The organism is Robbsia andropogonis (genome assembly GCF_034047095.1).
GTDB classification, from domain to species: Bacteria; Pseudomonadota; Gammaproteobacteria; order Burkholderiales; family Burkholderiaceae; genus Robbsia; species Robbsia andropogonis.
Genome location: NZ_CP139167.1, coordinates 50,675 through 65,935 on the forward strand (window position 1 = coordinate 50,675; position 15,261 = coordinate 65,935).

The following is a 15,261-nucleotide window of genomic DNA, read 5'->3' on the forward strand; positions in this document are numbered from 1 at the left end:
GCTGGTTTTTTTTCGCCCTATGGGACTTGTCCCTACCGGGCACGTCCCTGCGGGCTCTTTTAGGAAAGCCTCATGGACGTCAAACCCAGTGAATTGCGTGCTCTACTTCACGCCTACGTGCCACAGCGGTTACCGGTTCTCGTCACCGGTGCGCCTGGCATTGGCAAAAGCGATATCGTCGAGCAAGCCGCGCGTACCCTCGACTACGATCTTTTGATCAGTCATCCCGTGGTCGAAGATCCGACCGATTCTAAAGGCCTTCCCTTTCCGGATCTGGCGAACCGGACGGCACACTTTCTGCCGTTCGGTGATCTTTGCCGAGCGATGCAGTCTCGGCGACCGCTACTGTGGTTTTTCGATGATCTAGGGCAAGCATCCGAAGCCGTTCAGGCGGCTAAGATGCAACTGTTGCTTGCGCGACGCATCGGAGAACACAAGCTGCCAGAGCACGTCACGTTCGTCGCTGCCACCAACCGCCGCAGCGATAACGCCGGCGTGAGCGGGTTGCTTGATCCGGTCATTTCCCGATTCGCGACGGTGGTGAATCTGGTCCCGGATCATCAGGAGTGGAGCGAATGGGCAATCGATAAGGGCGTGGCGCCTGAATTGATCGCTTTTTTGCGATTTCGACCCGATTTACTCTTGCAGCCGAAAGTCTCACGTGACATCGCCAACGTGCCAAGTCCTCGCACTTGGAATTTTATCGCGAAGACGATGCCGCACGTGCCGGCCAAGTTGAGGCTGGCATCCTTTGCTGGCTCAATCGGGGAGGGGGCTGCGACCGAATTCCTAGCCTTTCTTGAAATATGGCGGGATCTGCCCTCACCCCAGGCAGTGCTGTTGGATCCAGGGGCTGCTCCCATACCAGAGAACCCGGCAACGCTATTCGCTCTGTCGACGGCACTCGCCGCGCATCTGACCGAAGGCAATATTGATCGCGCACTGATTTACTTCGAACGGCTATTGGCCGCGAAACGGCGCGAGTTTGGTGCATTGATGATCCGCGACGCTTTACGGCGCAATCCAGCGCTGCAAAGCACCGCAGCCTTCATCAAGGCGCAGTCCGGCCCGCTCGGAAGGATCATCCAAGGCGAATAACTTCTTCTTTTCAATTTTCATTGTTTGCCGCGTCGCGCTTACCAGCGTCACGCGGCTTTTTCTTGTCTGCAGCATTTATTTCATAGAGGTTTCTAATGAGCATCGAAAACGTTAAATCGCAAGTCATGCTGTGTTCGGTCACGATTTCGACCTGGTACGCCCGTCGATTCGATAACAAGGCGACGGAAGAAGTCGAAAACATCCACAAGATCAAGGGCATTGGTCGTTTTAACAAGCGGCTTTTGCCTGCGGCCGCGCCGAGTTTTCATGACGTGTGTTCTTTGGGAAATCGCATCCGGAACTACTTCTACGATCACACCTTGCGGTACGACCAATTGGGCGTGCGTCTCTTGCCTACCGAGATGTACATGGATTTCATGGGACAGATTCGGAACATGAAGGACGAGTTTGATCTCAAGGCTCGCGTGTTCATGACTGACTACACCGAGCTAAAAGCGCAAGCTCGTGGCGAATTGGGGGGCCTCTTCAACGAGAGCGACTATCCGACGCTTGCCGAGCTCAACACGAAGTTCGGCATCAAGATGACGGTGTTGCCGTTTCCCGATGCGAGCCAGTTCGGCGTTGATTTGCCGGCCGACGTTCTGACCGAACTTCGCACCGAACTCGATCAGCACGTGCTCAATTCGATATCGGTGGCCAACCGGGACCTTATCGGCCGTTTGTATGAGGCGGTCTCGCAAATGGCGTCCCGCCTCTACGCGAGCGGCAATGTGCGCCTGGACGTCGCGAACAACGTGCGTGAGCTGTGCGAGCTGTTGCCGAAGCTGAACTTCACCGAGGATGCGCAACTCAGTTATATCCTCGAAGAAGCCAAGCGGCACCTCGCAGTCCATACCGGAGCGGATTTGAAAGAGTCCGAGACACTGCGTTCACATGTAGCCGCCAAGGCATCAGAGATTGAGGATTTGATGGCGGCTTTCATGGGTGGTGTACCGAAGAGCAGCACCTCGACGTCTCTGAACCTGCAATTGGTGGCGTGAACATGGAGACGCTTGAACGACTCCATAAGCAGCGCACAGAGATGATCCTTTCGCAGCCCTTTCACGGCGCCCTGGCCATGCGATTGAGTCTGATTGAGGACCGGACTTGCAAGACGGTGTGGGTCGATGGTGTCTCGCTGGGCTTCAACCCCGCATACATCGAGAGTTTGGACAACCTGCAGGTGCGCGGCGTCATTGCGCACGAAGTGACTCATGTTGCCAATGGACACTGTTGGCGCATGGGTTCTCGCGATATTGATCGCTGGAATGACGCGGCCGACTATGTGGTCAATCCGCTCGTTGTCGAAGCGGGATTTTCACTGCCTGCCGGTGTCATACTGGATAAGCGGTATGAGGGGTATAGCGTCGAGGAGGTGTATTGCATGCTTCCCGAGCCTGCGGCCGAGCCCCAGAACAATGGGGCAGAGCCAAAGGCTTCCGATACCGAAACGGGAAAAGCGCCAGCCAGAGCGCCGGAGGCTGGCTTTGGTGAAGTCCGACCCTATCCTGGAGAATCGCCATCATCCGCGGAAGCGATGTGGAAGGTCGCAGTTGTCCAAGCAGCGAAAGCCGCGCAGCTATACGGGCCGCTATCGCCAGCGGTTGAAGGCTTGGTGCGACAAGCGGTGACACCGCGTGTAGATTGGCGGGCAATACTTCGACGGTTTGCACAGCACGCTTGCAAGAGTGACTACAACTGGGCGCTTGCGAACCGCCGATACCTCCACCTCGGGCTGTATTTGCCTGCGTTAAGCGTAAAGCGGGTTGGTGACGCAGTTTTTGTCCGTGATTCAAGCGGCTCGGTGTTTGACGAGATACAGGCGCAGTTCGATGCCGAAATCCTGTCGATCAACGAGAGTTTGCAGCCTGCGCGCTTGATCGTCATGGACTGCGACAGCAAAGTGCGACAGGTTCAGATTTTCGAGCGTGGCGACGAGGTCGTGCTTAAACCGGTCATCGGAGGAGGCGGGACTGCTTTTGATGATCCGTTCGTGCAATTGCGGAGCATGGAAGTCGATCCTGCATTCGTCGTCTATTTGACCGACCTGGACGGAAGGTTTCCATCTTTTGTTCCTTACTACCCCGTTTTATGGGCGAGCGTGAAAGCTGAGCGTCGTCTTAAAGCTCGGCCACCTTTCGGGGAAATTGTTGAAGTGCTTCCCTAGATCTAAAAAAGCCCGATGACCATAAGGTCGTCGGGCTTTTTTGTTTGGTGATCTCGGCCGAGCGAGGTGCTACTGGGCGGCGTCCAGAATGCAACTGCCCAACCAATCCAGATACTGCATCGCCGCTTCGGTGAGGGCGACGCGCTTGCGGCGTGCATCTTCCGTATTGTCTAGCTGCAGCCAGCCCTTCTTGCGCATTGCCGTAATCCGCCGGTGCAGCATGGAAGAGGATCCCAATGTTTCGTCATGAATCACGTCTCGAACACCAAGCCTCTCACCAGCGACGTTTTTCAGGATGATGACCTGCAAAAGCCGTTCTTCGATTGGATCGAGCGCTGGCAGATTTGCGTCGGGTGCGCGTCCCTGAGCGGTTTGTAGAAAATTGACGTAGCGGCTAGCCGCGCGGGGGGAAGGATTAGTGGTGCAAGGGTCTTGCTGGGATTTCATATTGTCATCTATTGGAAAACGTGAGCGAACTAAGCCTGCTCCGTTTTACCGTAAGCGCTGCGTTGTCAAGACAGCTGGCCTTGGGCTCGTTGCTCATTTTCACGAAGCGCCGCGATCCGATTGCCAACCGATCGCATCAATCCTCGCGACGCCCGTCGAAGTTGCCGATCGTGGCCCAACGCGCACGCGGCCAACGCCTGGAAGTGCGCTTCGTTAAGGCCCCACACGCCTGAGCCGGCTGAAGTCTCCTTTGCGCTGCAAAGTGCAATTTGCGCTGCTTCAATCTGCTCGGCAAGCAGGCCGCTCACTCCTGCGTCAAGAATGCCACTGGCAAACAGCAACATCGTGGCCAGCGTGTGCAAACAGCGGGCATCGCCAGTGCCTGAGCGAAGCCGCGCAAGGCATAAGTGGTACATAAGCGAAAGCTTGTCGCTGCTGGCCGTGGGCAGCGGTAAGAGCTCTGCTTTATCCGCGCGTGCGCGCTTGGCTTGCTGGAGCGATGGGTGCATCGGGTGGGGTATATGGAGAATTGGAAAGGTTTTGTAATACATGTCCGTCAAATGGTGCCATAAAACCGCGAGCTTTCGCGTTTTTCCATTAAAGATTCTGCGTTTTTGCTGAAATGCCGCTTAAAAACAAATCCAAGGCGCAAGTTTGCCGGAGATTCATTGTCATAAAAGGGGCGAAAGGTGCGTGATTTCGTAGTCCTTTTGCCCATTTGTGAGCATCGGAGTCGGATAAGAATATCGGCTGTTATTGCAACGCTAAATGGCTATGTCCACTTCCCTCGACGACGCAATCCTCGATATCCAGCCGCTCGAAGCCAACGCATTGAAGATGTTCTTCGCGTCGCTCGCGCCCTTGCGCGCGCAGTTCGAGGCGCCGGATCTCGCCGAGATCATGATCAACAGCTACAAGGATATTTGGATTGAGCACCGCGGCGAACTCATCAAGCTCGATGTCGTCCTCAATCCCCATATGCTCGAAGGCGCAATTCTCGCGCTTGCCGCGTCGGTCGATAAGTCGGCAAAGGCGGGTACGTCTAAGGGAATTATCAATGCGGGCCATCAAAATATTCGCGTCGCAGCGGTGATGCGACCCACGGCGATCGATGGCCACGCCATGTCGATTCGTAAGCACCGGGATCAGAAGCTAGCACTCTCGGATTACGTTCGGATGGGCGCGTTCTCGATAGACAGAGCCAGAACTCCTGAATCGATGGAGGATTTGTTTGCGCCCGGTGTCGCCAACGACGCTTTAATGACCTCGCTTTGCGAAATCGTCCGGCGCAGAAAGAACATCCTCGTGGCCGGCGGCGCGTCTAGCGGCAAGACTACCTTCCTCAACGCGCTTGCCGGCGCGATCCCGGCAACCGATAGAACCATCACGATCGAAGACACCATGGAGTTGCAATTGAGCGTGCCCAACAAGGTGCGCCTACTCTCCAATGCCGACACGCAAGTGAGTACCCAGCTTCTGGTCGCGCTATGCCTGCGCTTTCGCCCCGACAGAATCGTGGTGGGTGAGGTGCGCCACGGCGAAGCATACGATTTCATCCAAGCCTTGAGCACCGGTCACGACGGTGGCATGGGGTCGATCCACGCCAACACCGCGCGTGGTGGGCTAAGTCGTTTGGAGAGTCTTGCCATGTTGGGGACGCCGCCCGGGACACGGTGGGAGCTGAGCGACGTGCGTAAGAACATCGCTGACGTTTTCAACTATGTGGTCCACATGAAACGAACGGGAGAGCTGCGACACATCTCAGAAATTATTGAGATCCAGGGTTTTCGCGACAACGACTACGTTTTCAAACGGGTTTTTTAAAACAAAATGGAAAATCACATGCTAGGAAAACTCTCCCACCTCCTGCGTCGGTGCCGCTTTTTGTTCGGCCGCGGCGAATTACGCTCGACGCTTTTGGCACTGGCGCTCTGTGCGTTGGCGCCAATGGCTCAAGCCGCCGATCTTTCAGCGTTCTCCGGGCTAAACAATTTCATTTGTCTAATCTCCAGCGAGATCAGTGGACCGTGGCTCTTCGTGATAGGCATCCTGCTTATCATCATCGCGGGCGTTGCCATTGCAGCCTCCGAGAGCACCATCATCAAGGTTATTTCGACGGTCGGCGTGGGCTTTGGGATCGCAGTTGCCGCAATTCCTATCGTGCAGAGCCACTTCAATCTCAGCTACACCTGCACCTGATCGGAACGACGAATGCGAAAGCACAAAGTCAGTCGATCCTTGTCGCTGCCGCCACAGATGGGTGGCGTTGACCGCAAGATCGCCATTCTCAACGGCACGGTCACGGTGTTGTTGACCTATTCGGCGATGTCACTGTGGTTCCTTGTTGTTGGTGTTACGGCGCATGCACTCCTGCGTTGGAAAACCACCAAGGACCCATGGTGGCGTGAGACGTTGGTGGTTTATGACCGGTATGCCGATGAATATGAGCCTACGCCGACCATGAAGTTTTCAGCTCGTTTTCGCCGCCCCTACGGATTCGATCAGGATTTGCCATGCTGAAAGTCACCGGGCCACGCCGTCGGCCTATTCATGAGATTGCGCCGTGGGCTGTTGCGATTACGCCTGGTCTCACCCTCAACAAAGATGGATCGGTGCTTGCCGTCTATGACTTCGAGGGGATTGATGCGGACAGCCCCGACCAGAGCGAACTCTCGCATGGGCGCGACTCGCTCGACGCCGCTTGCAAGAATTTCGATCATCGGGTGACGGCTTGGTGGCGTATCTCTCATCGCCGCGTACGTCAGAAGATGGAGGGTGAATTCGCTTCGGCGTTCGACAAGCATCTCGACGAGCTAAACAATCGCACGCTTGGCAGCGGCAAGTTCTTTACGAACAAATTGTCGCTGTCGCTCGGTTTCACGCCCGAGACAGGCCTGAGTAAGATTTTCGACCGGATCGGCTACCACATGACCACCGGTGGGAAGTCCGTCCCGCTCGCACTGGTCGAGACAGCGAAGGATACGTTGCTGTCGCGCAGCGCGTTTGTATTCGACTTGGAGCGCATGCGCGCCGAAATCAAACGCGTTGAAGGCGTGCTGGACGCATTTACCGGCGGCTTGTCGCGTCTGAAGCTAAGGCGCCGGGAAATGCAAAATGCCATGGCGCATTTGCACCAGTGCGCTAATCCCTCGGTACCGCCACGTCGCATTCGCTACCCGGTAACGATGCTCGACACCCATTTGACCGAAAGCTTTGTCGTACCCCTCGCTGAGCACCTGAAATTTGAGTCCGCTCATGGTGTGCGATACGCCAAGATAATCGGCGTGAAGGAGTGGTTGAACTTCCAGGAGGCTGCGCTTGATGTGCTGAACGACGTAGACGCCGAACTTGATGTCTGCATCATGTATCGCTTTCTCGATGCTGGCCGAGCTGCGTCCTATATCAATAAAGTCCGGCGATTTTACAAGATGGCAGCTTTCAACCCCTGGGACATCATCAAGATGTATATCAGCAAGGAAGGTCCCAAGAATGACAAGGGTCGGGAGCGCCTTGCCGACGAAGCGGAGGAGGCACTTGCAAAACTTACCGCTGACGGTCAGCAGTACGGGTTCGCCAATATCTCGGTCGTGGTCTATGGCGACACCGTAGAAGAGGTCGATGTTGCAACGAGCGAGGTAATCGGTCGTATTGGGAACGCGGGTTTTGGGACGATATTGGAGCGCACCAACCTTTTTGCATCATTTGCGACGACGCTGCCGGGCCAATGGAGCCAACAAAAGCGTTTGCAGTTTGTCGAGACACCGGCCGTGTCCGACATCGCGCCGATCCGAAGTGTTCCGTCCGCGGGGGAGCTTAATGCCTGGCTTTCGCAACAGGCGGGAAAACCCGTTGGCCCTTTGACCTGCCTCCCAACGCGACACAAGACGCTACAAGGCATTCATCTACATGATTCGGGGGGAAACTCGCACTTGCTCGTTGTGGGGCCTGCAGGCAACGGCAAGTCGGTCATGCTGAACCTCTTGACGTCCCAAACAGGACGCCACCAGGCACGCAGGATAAGGTTTGACAAGGATCGTTCGACGCGCATTACCACTGAGTTAGCTGGCGGCACCTTCATTGACGCCACAGGCAAGTTCGCTGGCGCGACGCCCGTTAATCCTTTGTCCCTGCTCGCCGACCCAAACCACTACACCTATGTAAGCGATTGGGTGCAATTGCTATTGGAGGATGACACATTCTCTCTCAGCCGTGAGCAAGCGCGCACGTTGTTCGCCGCCGTCAAGACGCTCGGCGAAGGTTACTCAAGGGAGTTATGGACGCTCTCCTACTTGGTTACATTACTGCCGCATGAGTTACGAGATCGACTGCTGTCATGGACCAAAGGCCAAAAGAACGGACATTTCTTCGATAACGTCGAGGATGGATTGTCGCTTAGCGATGACCTGTCGATCGAAATGGGCGATTTATTCCTCAACCACCCGGTTGCCGCCGCGATGTTCCTGGACTACGCGTTTTATCGCATCTCGCAGTGGATGGACGGTAAGACATATGTGGTGATAGAGGTGGAGGAATGTGGTTTCTTCTTTCAGTATCCACGGTTCTATTCTCGGCTGGAGATGTGGGCGACCACCATTCGCAAGCTCAACGGGAGCTTGTTCTTGGCGACACAGTCGCTCAAGCAGATGGAGCGCGTTCCCAACTTCGAGATTCTGCGTGAGAACATCCCGAACATCATTTATTTGCCGAACTCGGCGGCTCGCACAAGCAAGCATCTTTACCGCGACAAATTCGGTCTCAGCGACGACCAGATCGACCTTATCTCGGATGGCCAGCCCAACCGCGATTACCTGCTAGTCACAAAAAAAGCCAGCCGCATGCTTCAGGTGTCCTTTCCCAAAGACATGCTCGCCGGTCTGCGCTCCGACATCCGCGCGCAAAACGTGATGGACAAACACTTACGCTCAGGGGACGCGAATTGGCGTCAAAACTACCTAGCCGAAATGGCGCTTGAGAATTGAGGTCCGCATGAAACAGGGAATTAGCCGTGGCATTGGTTTGCTCCTAGCCTGGTTTCTGGCATCCAGCGCAAACGCGACGATGATCGTTTTCGATCCGACGAACAACATCGAGACAACGATCAGCGCACTAAAGGCGGTCCAGGGCGAGATTTATCAGAATACCAACATCGTCTACCAATATCAGATGTTGGAGAACCAGCTATTACAGGCGACCCACTTGTCCACCGCAGCCATGTCGCAGGCATATAGCCAGGTAACAAGCGATCAAACGAAGGCAACGCAATATCTGTCGACGCTGACAAGCTTGTATGGCGACCTTACTTCGGGGGCAAACTGGCTATCGAGCGTCCAAGCGCAGATAAAAAGTTCGGGCAAGACGCCGACGCAATGGTTTGCCGATATGAAGGCTTTGCGGGCCAACAAGGATCAGCGTGCAACGGCGATGTTTCAGATGGGTAACGACGTGATCACACATCTGCAAACGACCACCCAGCGCCGACAGGAATTGCAATCCCAGCTTTCCATGTCGCCGACGCAGCAAGCGACTGCACAGTTGACCACGCATTACCTAGACGTGATTTCATCGCAGCTCTCAGATCTCACCCAAATGATGGCGGTGCAGCAACAGAAGTCGGCGCAGCAATCCTCCGAGAACGTGGCCAAGCAGCAGACGAATGCCGACACGCTGCAGGACGTGATTGCCAAGCAGGCTGCCCAACGCGCGGCGCTCAGTTCGGCGCTTCCGACCGATTCGTCCGTGAGCTACTAACATGCCTTCCTTGAGCAAACTATGTGCAGTGCTGGTACTCGGATTTTCTTGCGTCAGTGCTTACGCACAGGGCGATGGCATTACAGGCGTTGATACGACAACAAGCACTACCACCACGAGCACCACCACAGGTGCCATGACGGCAGCCCCCGGGGAGATCGGCGTTGGCATCAATCAAGCTAGCACGAAGCTCGGATCGATCATCGACACTGTGATCACGTCGGCCGTGACTCTGAGCCAAACACTCAAGCCCGAGGCCGACAAGTTCGCCGGTGCCCTGGCTGTCATCACGATCATTCTAGCCGGCGTGCGTTTCTCAGCATCCCATCACCCCGTCGCGGCCTGGGTCGAGTTGTTCGAGGAACTCGGTATGTTTGGCATTTTTGCGACGTTCTATCTCGGATACACGACCTGTGCACCGACGTTTTATAACTGGTTCTCAACGATGGCTGGTGAGATTGCACCTAAGATCGATGGCCAGTTCGGTGCCTTTGGCGCTTCGGTGTCGGACATGTGGGACGGCGTTGTCACCGTATGGAAAACGGCGTCAGTCTTTGACATTCCCAGCCTAATCCCGAATTTCATACCGGTGCTCTTGGCCTGCGTTGTCATGCTTCTCACCTCGGTCGTTGTCCTTTACTTCACGCACTTGGGCGCGATCCAATCGTCAGTGGGGATCGTTGTCGGGCAGATCGCGTTTGCCCTGGGTTTCTCCAGCTACACGCGGGGCTACTTCAAGAATTGGCTCAATTACATGATCAACTCTGGCATGTACATCGTGGTGTCGGCGATCCTGATCAGCCTTGTGGGGAAAAATATCGCCGCAGCGATGTTGATAGGCAAGGATGCATTTTTGACCAACCAAGGTGCGGCGATGCTGCTCGACCTGTCCCTATTTGTGTTCCTTCTGTCGTTCGAGATCCCGAAAATGGCTAGCCTATTCGGAGGCGGCGGGGGCGTAAGCGGGGGTGCGATCAAGGGACTCAAGGCTCTTCTGTAAAAGCGCGCACTATGACAAATCAGATTCACTTCCAAGCGCGCACGGCCGAGGAGTTGCTCGAAGGGCTAGAGAAGCGGCTGATGCTCGTGAAGCAAGCCGCCAACGAAAGCAGCGCGGCATCCTACGACAGGAAATATCGTGCTGTTATCGACGCTTGCGTGTCGTGGTTCAACGCGACGCCGCTTTCGCCCCATATATACCGGGAGGCTGGCGGCGCAATACGGGCAACGGTGGAGACGGCGTTTTACGCGATGCGGCTCGCGGGTGGCCAGAAATTTGGCTCCACGCTGCCATCTGAAGTGCGCAGGCGTGTTGAGCCGCAGTACACCTATGGCGTTTTCCTCGCGGCGGTTTGCAGCTATTTGGACGAGCCACACCGGCATTTCTCGGTCATCCGCCTGAGTGACGGTGTCGAGTGGATGCCGCTCACCGACACGGGGATGGCTGCCTGGCTTGAGGGGAGTCCCTTTCAGTTACGTCTGCGCCCTCAACCTTTGGCGATCGAACGCATGCGCACCGCGATGCTGGCGCAACGGGTAATCGGCGCCTCGCTTCTTGCGCAATTGGATACGCCGGTGCAGTCCGAGATGTTCGGGGCGATTAACCCTGTGACCAAGCCCTCGGGTGCAGAGTCGTTATTACATAAAGTCGTGCGGCAGGCGGTTAGCGTCGCGTCGGACTTTGACCTAAAAGCGCAGGCAGCGGTATTCGCGCCAGTGGCTGCCACGATACCCGACGCTGCTGAGGTGGAATCCGTCGGGGCGAAAAATGCTGCGCGTGCGCCGGAAGCGAGCGCGGCGGCCACCGCAGCGCCGAAAAATGAGGCAGAGCCGAGCGCGCCGGCGCCGATCGAGTCTGCCCTTATAAAGGAAGCCCCAAAAAACATAGTCCTGAGCGGCGCGCGATCGCCGAAGGTCAGCGCGAATGGCGAGCTCTTTCCGGCAGAGGGCAGCAACCCTAATGTGGACTTGCTAAACGCGACAATCGCCCCCGCGCCTGCTGTCTTCTCGCCGGCGCAAATGGGCGCTTCGCGTGTCCCGGTCGCTGCACCGCCGAGGAGCGACGTGCTGCACGGTATGCCCGCAATGATCCAGGAGCTGTTTCGCGCACTACGCGAGGACATTGACGCTGGCAAGGCAAAGGTGAGTTGGAGCGAGAAGGGGCTCGTACTGTCCAAACGTCTAATCGGCGGATACGGGGTGGCAAGCGACACGCTGGTTGAGCATTTGCGCAAAAAGAGCTTGGTCGTCGGGAATTCGAGTAGCGAGGTGGTGCTGGCGCCGGATGCTGGCGTCGTGTTGCTCGAACGAGAGGCAAAGGAGGGCGAATGAAGAACTACACAGCACATTTTCGTCCTATTTACGAGGCATGGGGGCTGGTCAGCTGGCTGTTTGTCGCGCTTTCGGTGCCGTTTTCGGGAATGCCGTATGGATGGATCACCGCTCTCCTCGCGCTCGCCGCGGCATCACTGCGCGGGCGGCAAGTCTGGCGAGCGCTTGAGTTTCGATTCGCTATTTCGACCAAGTGGCTCACCAAAATCGGTATCGCTGAATTGCTACAGGCTCACGCTAGCATGCGTCGGGCCAAAGATTCGATGTTTCTCGGTGTCGGTTTCGAGTGGACGCAAAAGCACTGTCAGATTGCGCACGAGATCATGCGCATGCCGACCAGCGAGATCCCAGGCTTGCCGAAATGGCTTGGGAGCGATTTAGAGAGAGCGCTTGAGCGGGTTTTTGCACCAAAGAACAGCATACGCGACACGATGCCGCAAGGCGCATCGTGGATTTACGGGATGGAGCACAGGAAGCAAGCCATCCCGCTGCACTATAAAGCGCTCGGCGGTCACACGGCCGTAGCTGGTACGACTGGTGCTGGCAAGACGCGGGCGTACGAGGTGATTTCGACGCAAGTGATTCACCTCGGCGACGTGTTGATTATCGTCGACCCAAAAAACGACGCCGACTGGAAAAAGCGGACCGAAAAGGAATGTAAGCGCGCCGGGCGCAAATTCCTGTATTTCAATCAGGCCAAGCCGTCCGAATCGGTGCGGATCAACCCGCTCGAAAATTGGTCCCAGCCCTCGGAAATTCCCGGGCGCATCGCGCAACTGATGGAAGAAGGACCATTCCGGGATTTTGGCTTTCTCTTTATCGACCGATCGGTCAAAGGTGAGCTATACATTGGCGACAAGCCCACGTTGCGCTCGATTCTCAAGTACGCGCAGTCGGGGGTCAGCCAGCTCCTAGATCGGGCGCTAAGAAAGTTCTTCGTCGAAGCGGGCTTTCACGATTGGGAGACGCAGGCGGCAGCCAATGGACAGCGAACGGCGCAAAATCGCGCGGCGGGGCCCGTCGACTCGCTCGTTGAGCTCTACAACACACGTTATGCTGCGCACGACCTCGGCCATGAGGTGATCGACGGCTTAATTTCAACCCACTCGCATGACCGCGATCACTATATGAAGGTGATCGCCACCACGTTGCCGTTGTTGCAGATGCTGGCCAGTGGTGAGACGGGTCTGATGATGTCGCCGAAAGCCGACGATTTTGATGACGAGCGCGAGATCTGGGATATCGATAAGGTGATTCGCCAGAAGGCAGTCCTTTATATCGGCTTGGACTCGCTCTCCAACAGTGTCGTCTCCAAGGCCATTGCGTCCATGCTTCTTGCGGATGTCGCCGCCGTCTGTGGCGCCATCTACAATTTTTATGACTCGCCACCCGAAGTCGTCTTGATGATTGACGAGCTTGCTGAAGCGATCAATGAGCAGGTCATTCAGATTCTCAATAAGGGGCGGGGTGCGGGCTTCAAGGCATTCGTGGCATTCCAATCGCGCTCAGACATTGAGGCCCGGCTCGGAATGACCGCTAAAATGATGCAGGTTTTGGGCAATTTGAATAACCAGTTTGTCTTACGATTAGAAGACACCGACACCGCGCAGTGGTTCTCGGAGAAAGCTGGCGAAACAGCGATCCGATACCTGACCGGGGGAAGTTCGACAGGTACGGGGAGCGAGTCTCATGCGCTTGAGTTTTCAGGCAGTGTCTCAAAAAGCGAGACCTTGGAGAAAGTGCCCCTTATCCCAGTCGAGCTGATCCAGCGCCTGCCGAACTTGCAGTACTTCCTGCGGGTTTCTGGTAGCGCGGTGTATCACGGGCGCATCCCAATTATTGTTGGATAGGAATTTCGCAATGTCAGACGTGTTCAAGAAGGTCATCCGAGACTTCAAGATATCGCAAAAGTTTACGTCCGTTTTCACGGTCGCCCCTGAGCTTGAGCTGGTATGCACGCGTGTGTGCGCCTTCATAGGGTACAACTTTATAGGCGAGGCCAAGCCGCTTGTGGCGGAGATGCTGATTGATGCATTGGCCGCGCACAAAGACGCGACACCTGAAGAATCGCCGCAAGTGGCGTTTGCTCGAGGACTGTTCGCGCGCGCCCATTTGCTTTTCGCTAGACGCTACGTCGCGTGGTTAGGTGAGAAGTATCAGATATGGTGTCCGATGTTCGAGCCGGTTCCGGCATTCGAGGCGCGTTATTGTGACTACCGCCTCGAAATGGCGGATGAGCGTTGTCCGGAGGAGGTGACTCAGCGATCGGTCGCCCTTCAGTTAGCGGCTCGGACTCTATCAAGCGAACACTTCAGGTTGTATTTCGAGGATTATGATGTCGCTCACGCCTTACCTGATTGCGAAGTTGTGCCACACTGAACTCGGCTTGGCTACACGTGCGTTCAACTACGTAGGCTCACTTGATTCGCCCGGGGGGCAACCCCCTGAGGAGCTGCGGGGCGGCGCGGGGGCACGTTGCTATGCCCTGGCGCTGATTGCGCGCTACCGCCCACTCCATTTCCGGGTCGGCCTATTTGGGGTGATAGCGTTTCCCGCTTATTTTGTCGGTCGGTATGGCCCGGGCCTGCTCGCCTCGATATGGCAGCATGCGATGCTTCTGGCCGGATTTGGCGGGGGCATTCATGGCGGGTAGCCGTTACCTTTCCCACGTCAAATGGTGGTTCGTCATCTTGCCGATGCTGGCCTTAGTGATTGAGCCACTCTTGCCTGACCAATCGTGGCTTCTGATCTCCAATGCAGAACAAAACTCGGTTTTTGATGTGCTGGGCGCCGATCGCGCGCGCGGCAGTGTAGTCGATACAAACGCCGCATTTCGAAGTGCTTTTGTCGATACGGGGATGGTTGCCGCGAGCTTACGCTACGGGGGAGCACGCATACCCGATGGCGGCATGGCCGCCTGGGGGCAAAGGTGGGTGCGTAACTTCTGGCGCCTGACATATCGGATGCTATATCGCCTGGTTGTCATGCGACACTGGCTTGTCGGCAGTCTCATTCTGTATGTCGGTGCCGGGGTAGATGGGGCGATTCGTCGGCGTATTCGCGCAAGTACCTTCGGCACGACCAGTCCGCTCATCTTCCACTTGGCCAGTCACGCAGTGGTATTGCTGATAGGGGGGCTGCTGTGCTTGCTGGTGGCCCCTATCACGATATCGGCGTACCTTTGGTGGCCGGTAACGCTCCTGATGGCCATGCTGGTATGGCGCAGTGTTTCATCCTTCCAGGTGATCGCATAGAAAGTAATGTAAGAAATTTGCGTCGAATGATAGCGGTTTTTAGTTAGCTTTCCCCTTTTGCGCTCTGAGAATCTTAGAGCGTTTTTTTTCGCCTGAATTCTGCGAATGACAGCGAATTCTGTACAGCTTTTGCCCAACAGCGCGCGCCACAAGTCGTAACAATATCGTTCATCGGCACGCGCGGGGCGTGCGGACATCCCCAACGGAAGATTCGAT

General features: G+C 56.1%; 15 protein-coding genes. 13 read left to right on the top strand and 2 right to left on the bottom strand.

Translation table 11 applies throughout. The features are described 5' to 3' along the window. Positions 1-72 precede the first annotated feature (72 nt). The 3 genes from SJQ66_RS11155 to SJQ66_RS11165 all read left to right on the top strand — a co-directional run bounded on the left by SJQ66_RS11155 (position 73) and on the right by SJQ66_RS11165 (position 3,265). On the top strand, positions 73-1,098 hold the full coding sequence (locus tag SJQ66_RS11155; RefSeq protein WP_320534275.1) for an ATP-binding protein: 1,026 nt from the start codon (positions 73-75) through the stop codon (positions 1,096-1,098). Positions 1,099-1,193: 95 nt separating this feature from the next. Then, positions 1,194-2,099, top strand: coding sequence for a hypothetical protein (locus tag SJQ66_RS11160; RefSeq protein WP_320534276.1), 906 nt, complete (start codon positions 1,194-1,196; stop codon positions 2,097-2,099). A 2-nt stretch (positions 2,100-2,101) separates the two neighbouring features. Further along, the gene (locus tag SJQ66_RS11165; protein WP_320534277.1) at positions 2,102-3,265 is read left to right on the top strand and encodes a vWA domain-containing protein; all 1,164 of its coding nucleotides are present in this window, start codon (positions 2,102-2,104) and stop codon (positions 3,263-3,265) included. 69 nt (positions 3,266-3,334) lie between these two features. Here SJQ66_RS11165 and SJQ66_RS11170 read toward each other — a convergent pair whose 3' ends face one another. Both SJQ66_RS11170 and SJQ66_RS11175 read right to left on the bottom strand, forming a co-directional pair. Further along, on the bottom strand, positions 3,335-3,712 hold the full coding sequence (locus SJQ66_RS11170) for a winged helix DNA-binding protein (protein ID WP_320534278.1): 378 nt from the start codon (positions 3,710-3,712) through the stop codon (positions 3,335-3,337). A 65-nt stretch (positions 3,713-3,777) separates the two neighbouring features. After that, complete coding sequence (locus SJQ66_RS11175) at positions 3,778-4,221, bottom strand: hypothetical protein (RefSeq protein ID WP_253466807.1); 444 nt, start codon at positions 4,219-4,221, stop codon at positions 3,778-3,780. Between the two features lie 265 nt (positions 4,222-4,486). On the opposite strand from SJQ66_RS11175, the gene SJQ66_RS11180 reads away from it, so the two are divergent. From SJQ66_RS11180 to SJQ66_RS11225, 10 genes are all read left to right on the top strand, one after another. Then, on the top strand, positions 4,487-5,536 hold the full coding sequence (locus SJQ66_RS11180) for a TadA family conjugal transfer-associated ATPase (RefSeq protein WP_320534279.1): 1,050 nt from the start codon (positions 4,487-4,489) through the stop codon (positions 5,534-5,536). 18 nt (positions 5,537-5,554) lie between these two features. Continuing rightward, a complete protein-coding gene (locus tag SJQ66_RS11185; RefSeq protein ID WP_253466813.1) occupies positions 5,555-5,911 on the top strand; it encodes a TrbC/VirB2 family protein in 357 nt (118 codons plus the stop codon). A 12-nt stretch (positions 5,912-5,923) separates the two neighbouring features. Next, the gene (locus SJQ66_RS11190; protein WP_253466816.1) at positions 5,924-6,232 is read left to right on the top strand and encodes a VirB3 family type IV secretion system protein; all 309 of its coding nucleotides are present in this window, start codon (positions 5,924-5,926) and stop codon (positions 6,230-6,232) included. After that, positions 6,226-8,691, top strand: coding sequence for a VirB4 family type IV secretion system protein (locus SJQ66_RS11195; RefSeq protein ID WP_320534280.1), 2,466 nt, complete (start codon positions 6,226-6,228; stop codon positions 8,689-8,691). The genes SJQ66_RS11190 and SJQ66_RS11195 overlap by 7 nt, the downstream gene beginning before the upstream one ends. A gap of 7 nt (positions 8,692-8,698) precedes the next feature. After that, positions 8,699-9,460 (top strand): type VI secretion protein, encoded by a 762-nt coding sequence (locus tag SJQ66_RS11200; protein ID WP_253466822.1) that lies wholly within the window; start codon positions 8,699-8,701, stop codon positions 9,458-9,460. A 1-nt stretch (position 9,461) separates the two neighbouring features. Continuing rightward, positions 9,462-10,460, top strand: coding sequence for a type IV secretion system protein (locus tag SJQ66_RS11205; protein ID WP_253556638.1), 999 nt, complete (start codon positions 9,462-9,464; stop codon positions 10,458-10,460). A gap of 11 nt (positions 10,461-10,471) precedes the next feature. Beyond that, the gene (locus tag SJQ66_RS11210; protein WP_320534281.1) at positions 10,472-11,791 is read left to right on the top strand and encodes a TraI domain-containing protein; all 1,320 of its coding nucleotides are present in this window, start codon (positions 10,472-10,474) and stop codon (positions 11,789-11,791) included. After that, complete coding sequence (gene traD, locus SJQ66_RS11215; RefSeq protein ID WP_320534282.1) at positions 11,788-13,641, top strand: conjugative transfer system coupling protein TraD; 1,854 nt, start codon at positions 11,788-11,790, stop codon at positions 13,639-13,641. Before SJQ66_RS11210 ends, traD begins: the two co-directional genes overlap by 4 nt. A gap of 10 nt (positions 13,642-13,651) precedes the next feature. Continuing rightward, positions 13,652-14,170: a hypothetical protein gene (locus SJQ66_RS11220; protein WP_320534283.1), complete on the top strand. Its 519-nt coding sequence runs from the start codon at positions 13,652-13,654 to the stop codon at positions 14,168-14,170. A 227-nt stretch (positions 14,171-14,397) separates the two neighbouring features. After that, positions 14,398-15,045 (top strand): IncC plasmid conjugative DNA transfer DtrJ family protein, encoded by a 648-nt coding sequence (locus tag SJQ66_RS11225; RefSeq protein ID WP_320534284.1) that lies wholly within the window; start codon positions 14,398-14,400, stop codon positions 15,043-15,045. Positions 15,046-15,261 lie beyond the last annotated feature (216 nt).

What these genes read in the sequence shown, in the direction of transcription:
- SJQ66_RS11155 (WP_320534275.1), top strand. Translation starts at nt 73, where the DNA reads ATGGACGTCAAACCCAGTGAATTGCGTGCTCTACTTCACGCCTACGTG.
- SJQ66_RS11160 (WP_320534276.1), top strand. Translation starts at nt 1,194, where the DNA reads ATGAGCATCGAAAACGTTAAATCGCAAGTCATGCTGTGTTCGGTCACG.
- SJQ66_RS11165 (WP_320534277.1), top strand. Translation starts at nt 2,102, where the DNA reads ATGGAGACGCTTGAACGACTCCATAAGCAGCGCACAGAGATGATCCTT.
- SJQ66_RS11170 (WP_320534278.1), bottom strand. Translation starts at nt 3,712, where the DNA reads ATGAAATCCCAGCAAGACCCTTGCACCACTAATCCTTCCCCCCGCGCG.
- SJQ66_RS11175 (WP_253466807.1), bottom strand. Translation starts at nt 4,221, where the DNA reads ATGCACCCATCGCTCCAGCAAGCCAAGCGCGCACGCGCGGATAAAGCA.
- SJQ66_RS11180 (WP_320534279.1), top strand. Translation starts at nt 4,487, where the DNA reads ATGTCCACTTCCCTCGACGACGCAATCCTCGATATCCAGCCGCTCGAA.
- SJQ66_RS11185 (WP_253466813.1), top strand. Translation starts at nt 5,555, where the DNA reads ATGCTAGGAAAACTCTCCCACCTCCTGCGTCGGTGCCGCTTTTTGTTC.
- SJQ66_RS11190 (WP_253466816.1), top strand. Translation starts at nt 5,924, where the DNA reads ATGCGAAAGCACAAAGTCAGTCGATCCTTGTCGCTGCCGCCACAGATG.
- SJQ66_RS11195 (WP_320534280.1), top strand. Translation starts at nt 6,226, where the DNA reads ATGCTGAAAGTCACCGGGCCACGCCGTCGGCCTATTCATGAGATTGCG.
- SJQ66_RS11200 (WP_253466822.1), top strand. Translation starts at nt 8,699, where the DNA reads ATGAAACAGGGAATTAGCCGTGGCATTGGTTTGCTCCTAGCCTGGTTT.
- SJQ66_RS11205 (WP_253556638.1), top strand. Translation starts at nt 9,462, where the DNA reads ATGCCTTCCTTGAGCAAACTATGTGCAGTGCTGGTACTCGGATTTTCT.
- SJQ66_RS11210 (WP_320534281.1), top strand. Translation starts at nt 10,472, where the DNA reads ATGACAAATCAGATTCACTTCCAAGCGCGCACGGCCGAGGAGTTGCTC.
- traD (WP_320534282.1), top strand. Translation starts at nt 11,788, where the DNA reads ATGAAGAACTACACAGCACATTTTCGTCCTATTTACGAGGCATGGGGG.
- SJQ66_RS11220 (WP_320534283.1), top strand. Translation starts at nt 13,652, where the DNA reads ATGTCAGACGTGTTCAAGAAGGTCATCCGAGACTTCAAGATATCGCAA.
- SJQ66_RS11225 (WP_320534284.1), top strand. Translation starts at nt 14,398, where the DNA reads ATGCGATGCTTCTGGCCGGATTTGGCGGGGGCATTCATGGCGGGTAGC.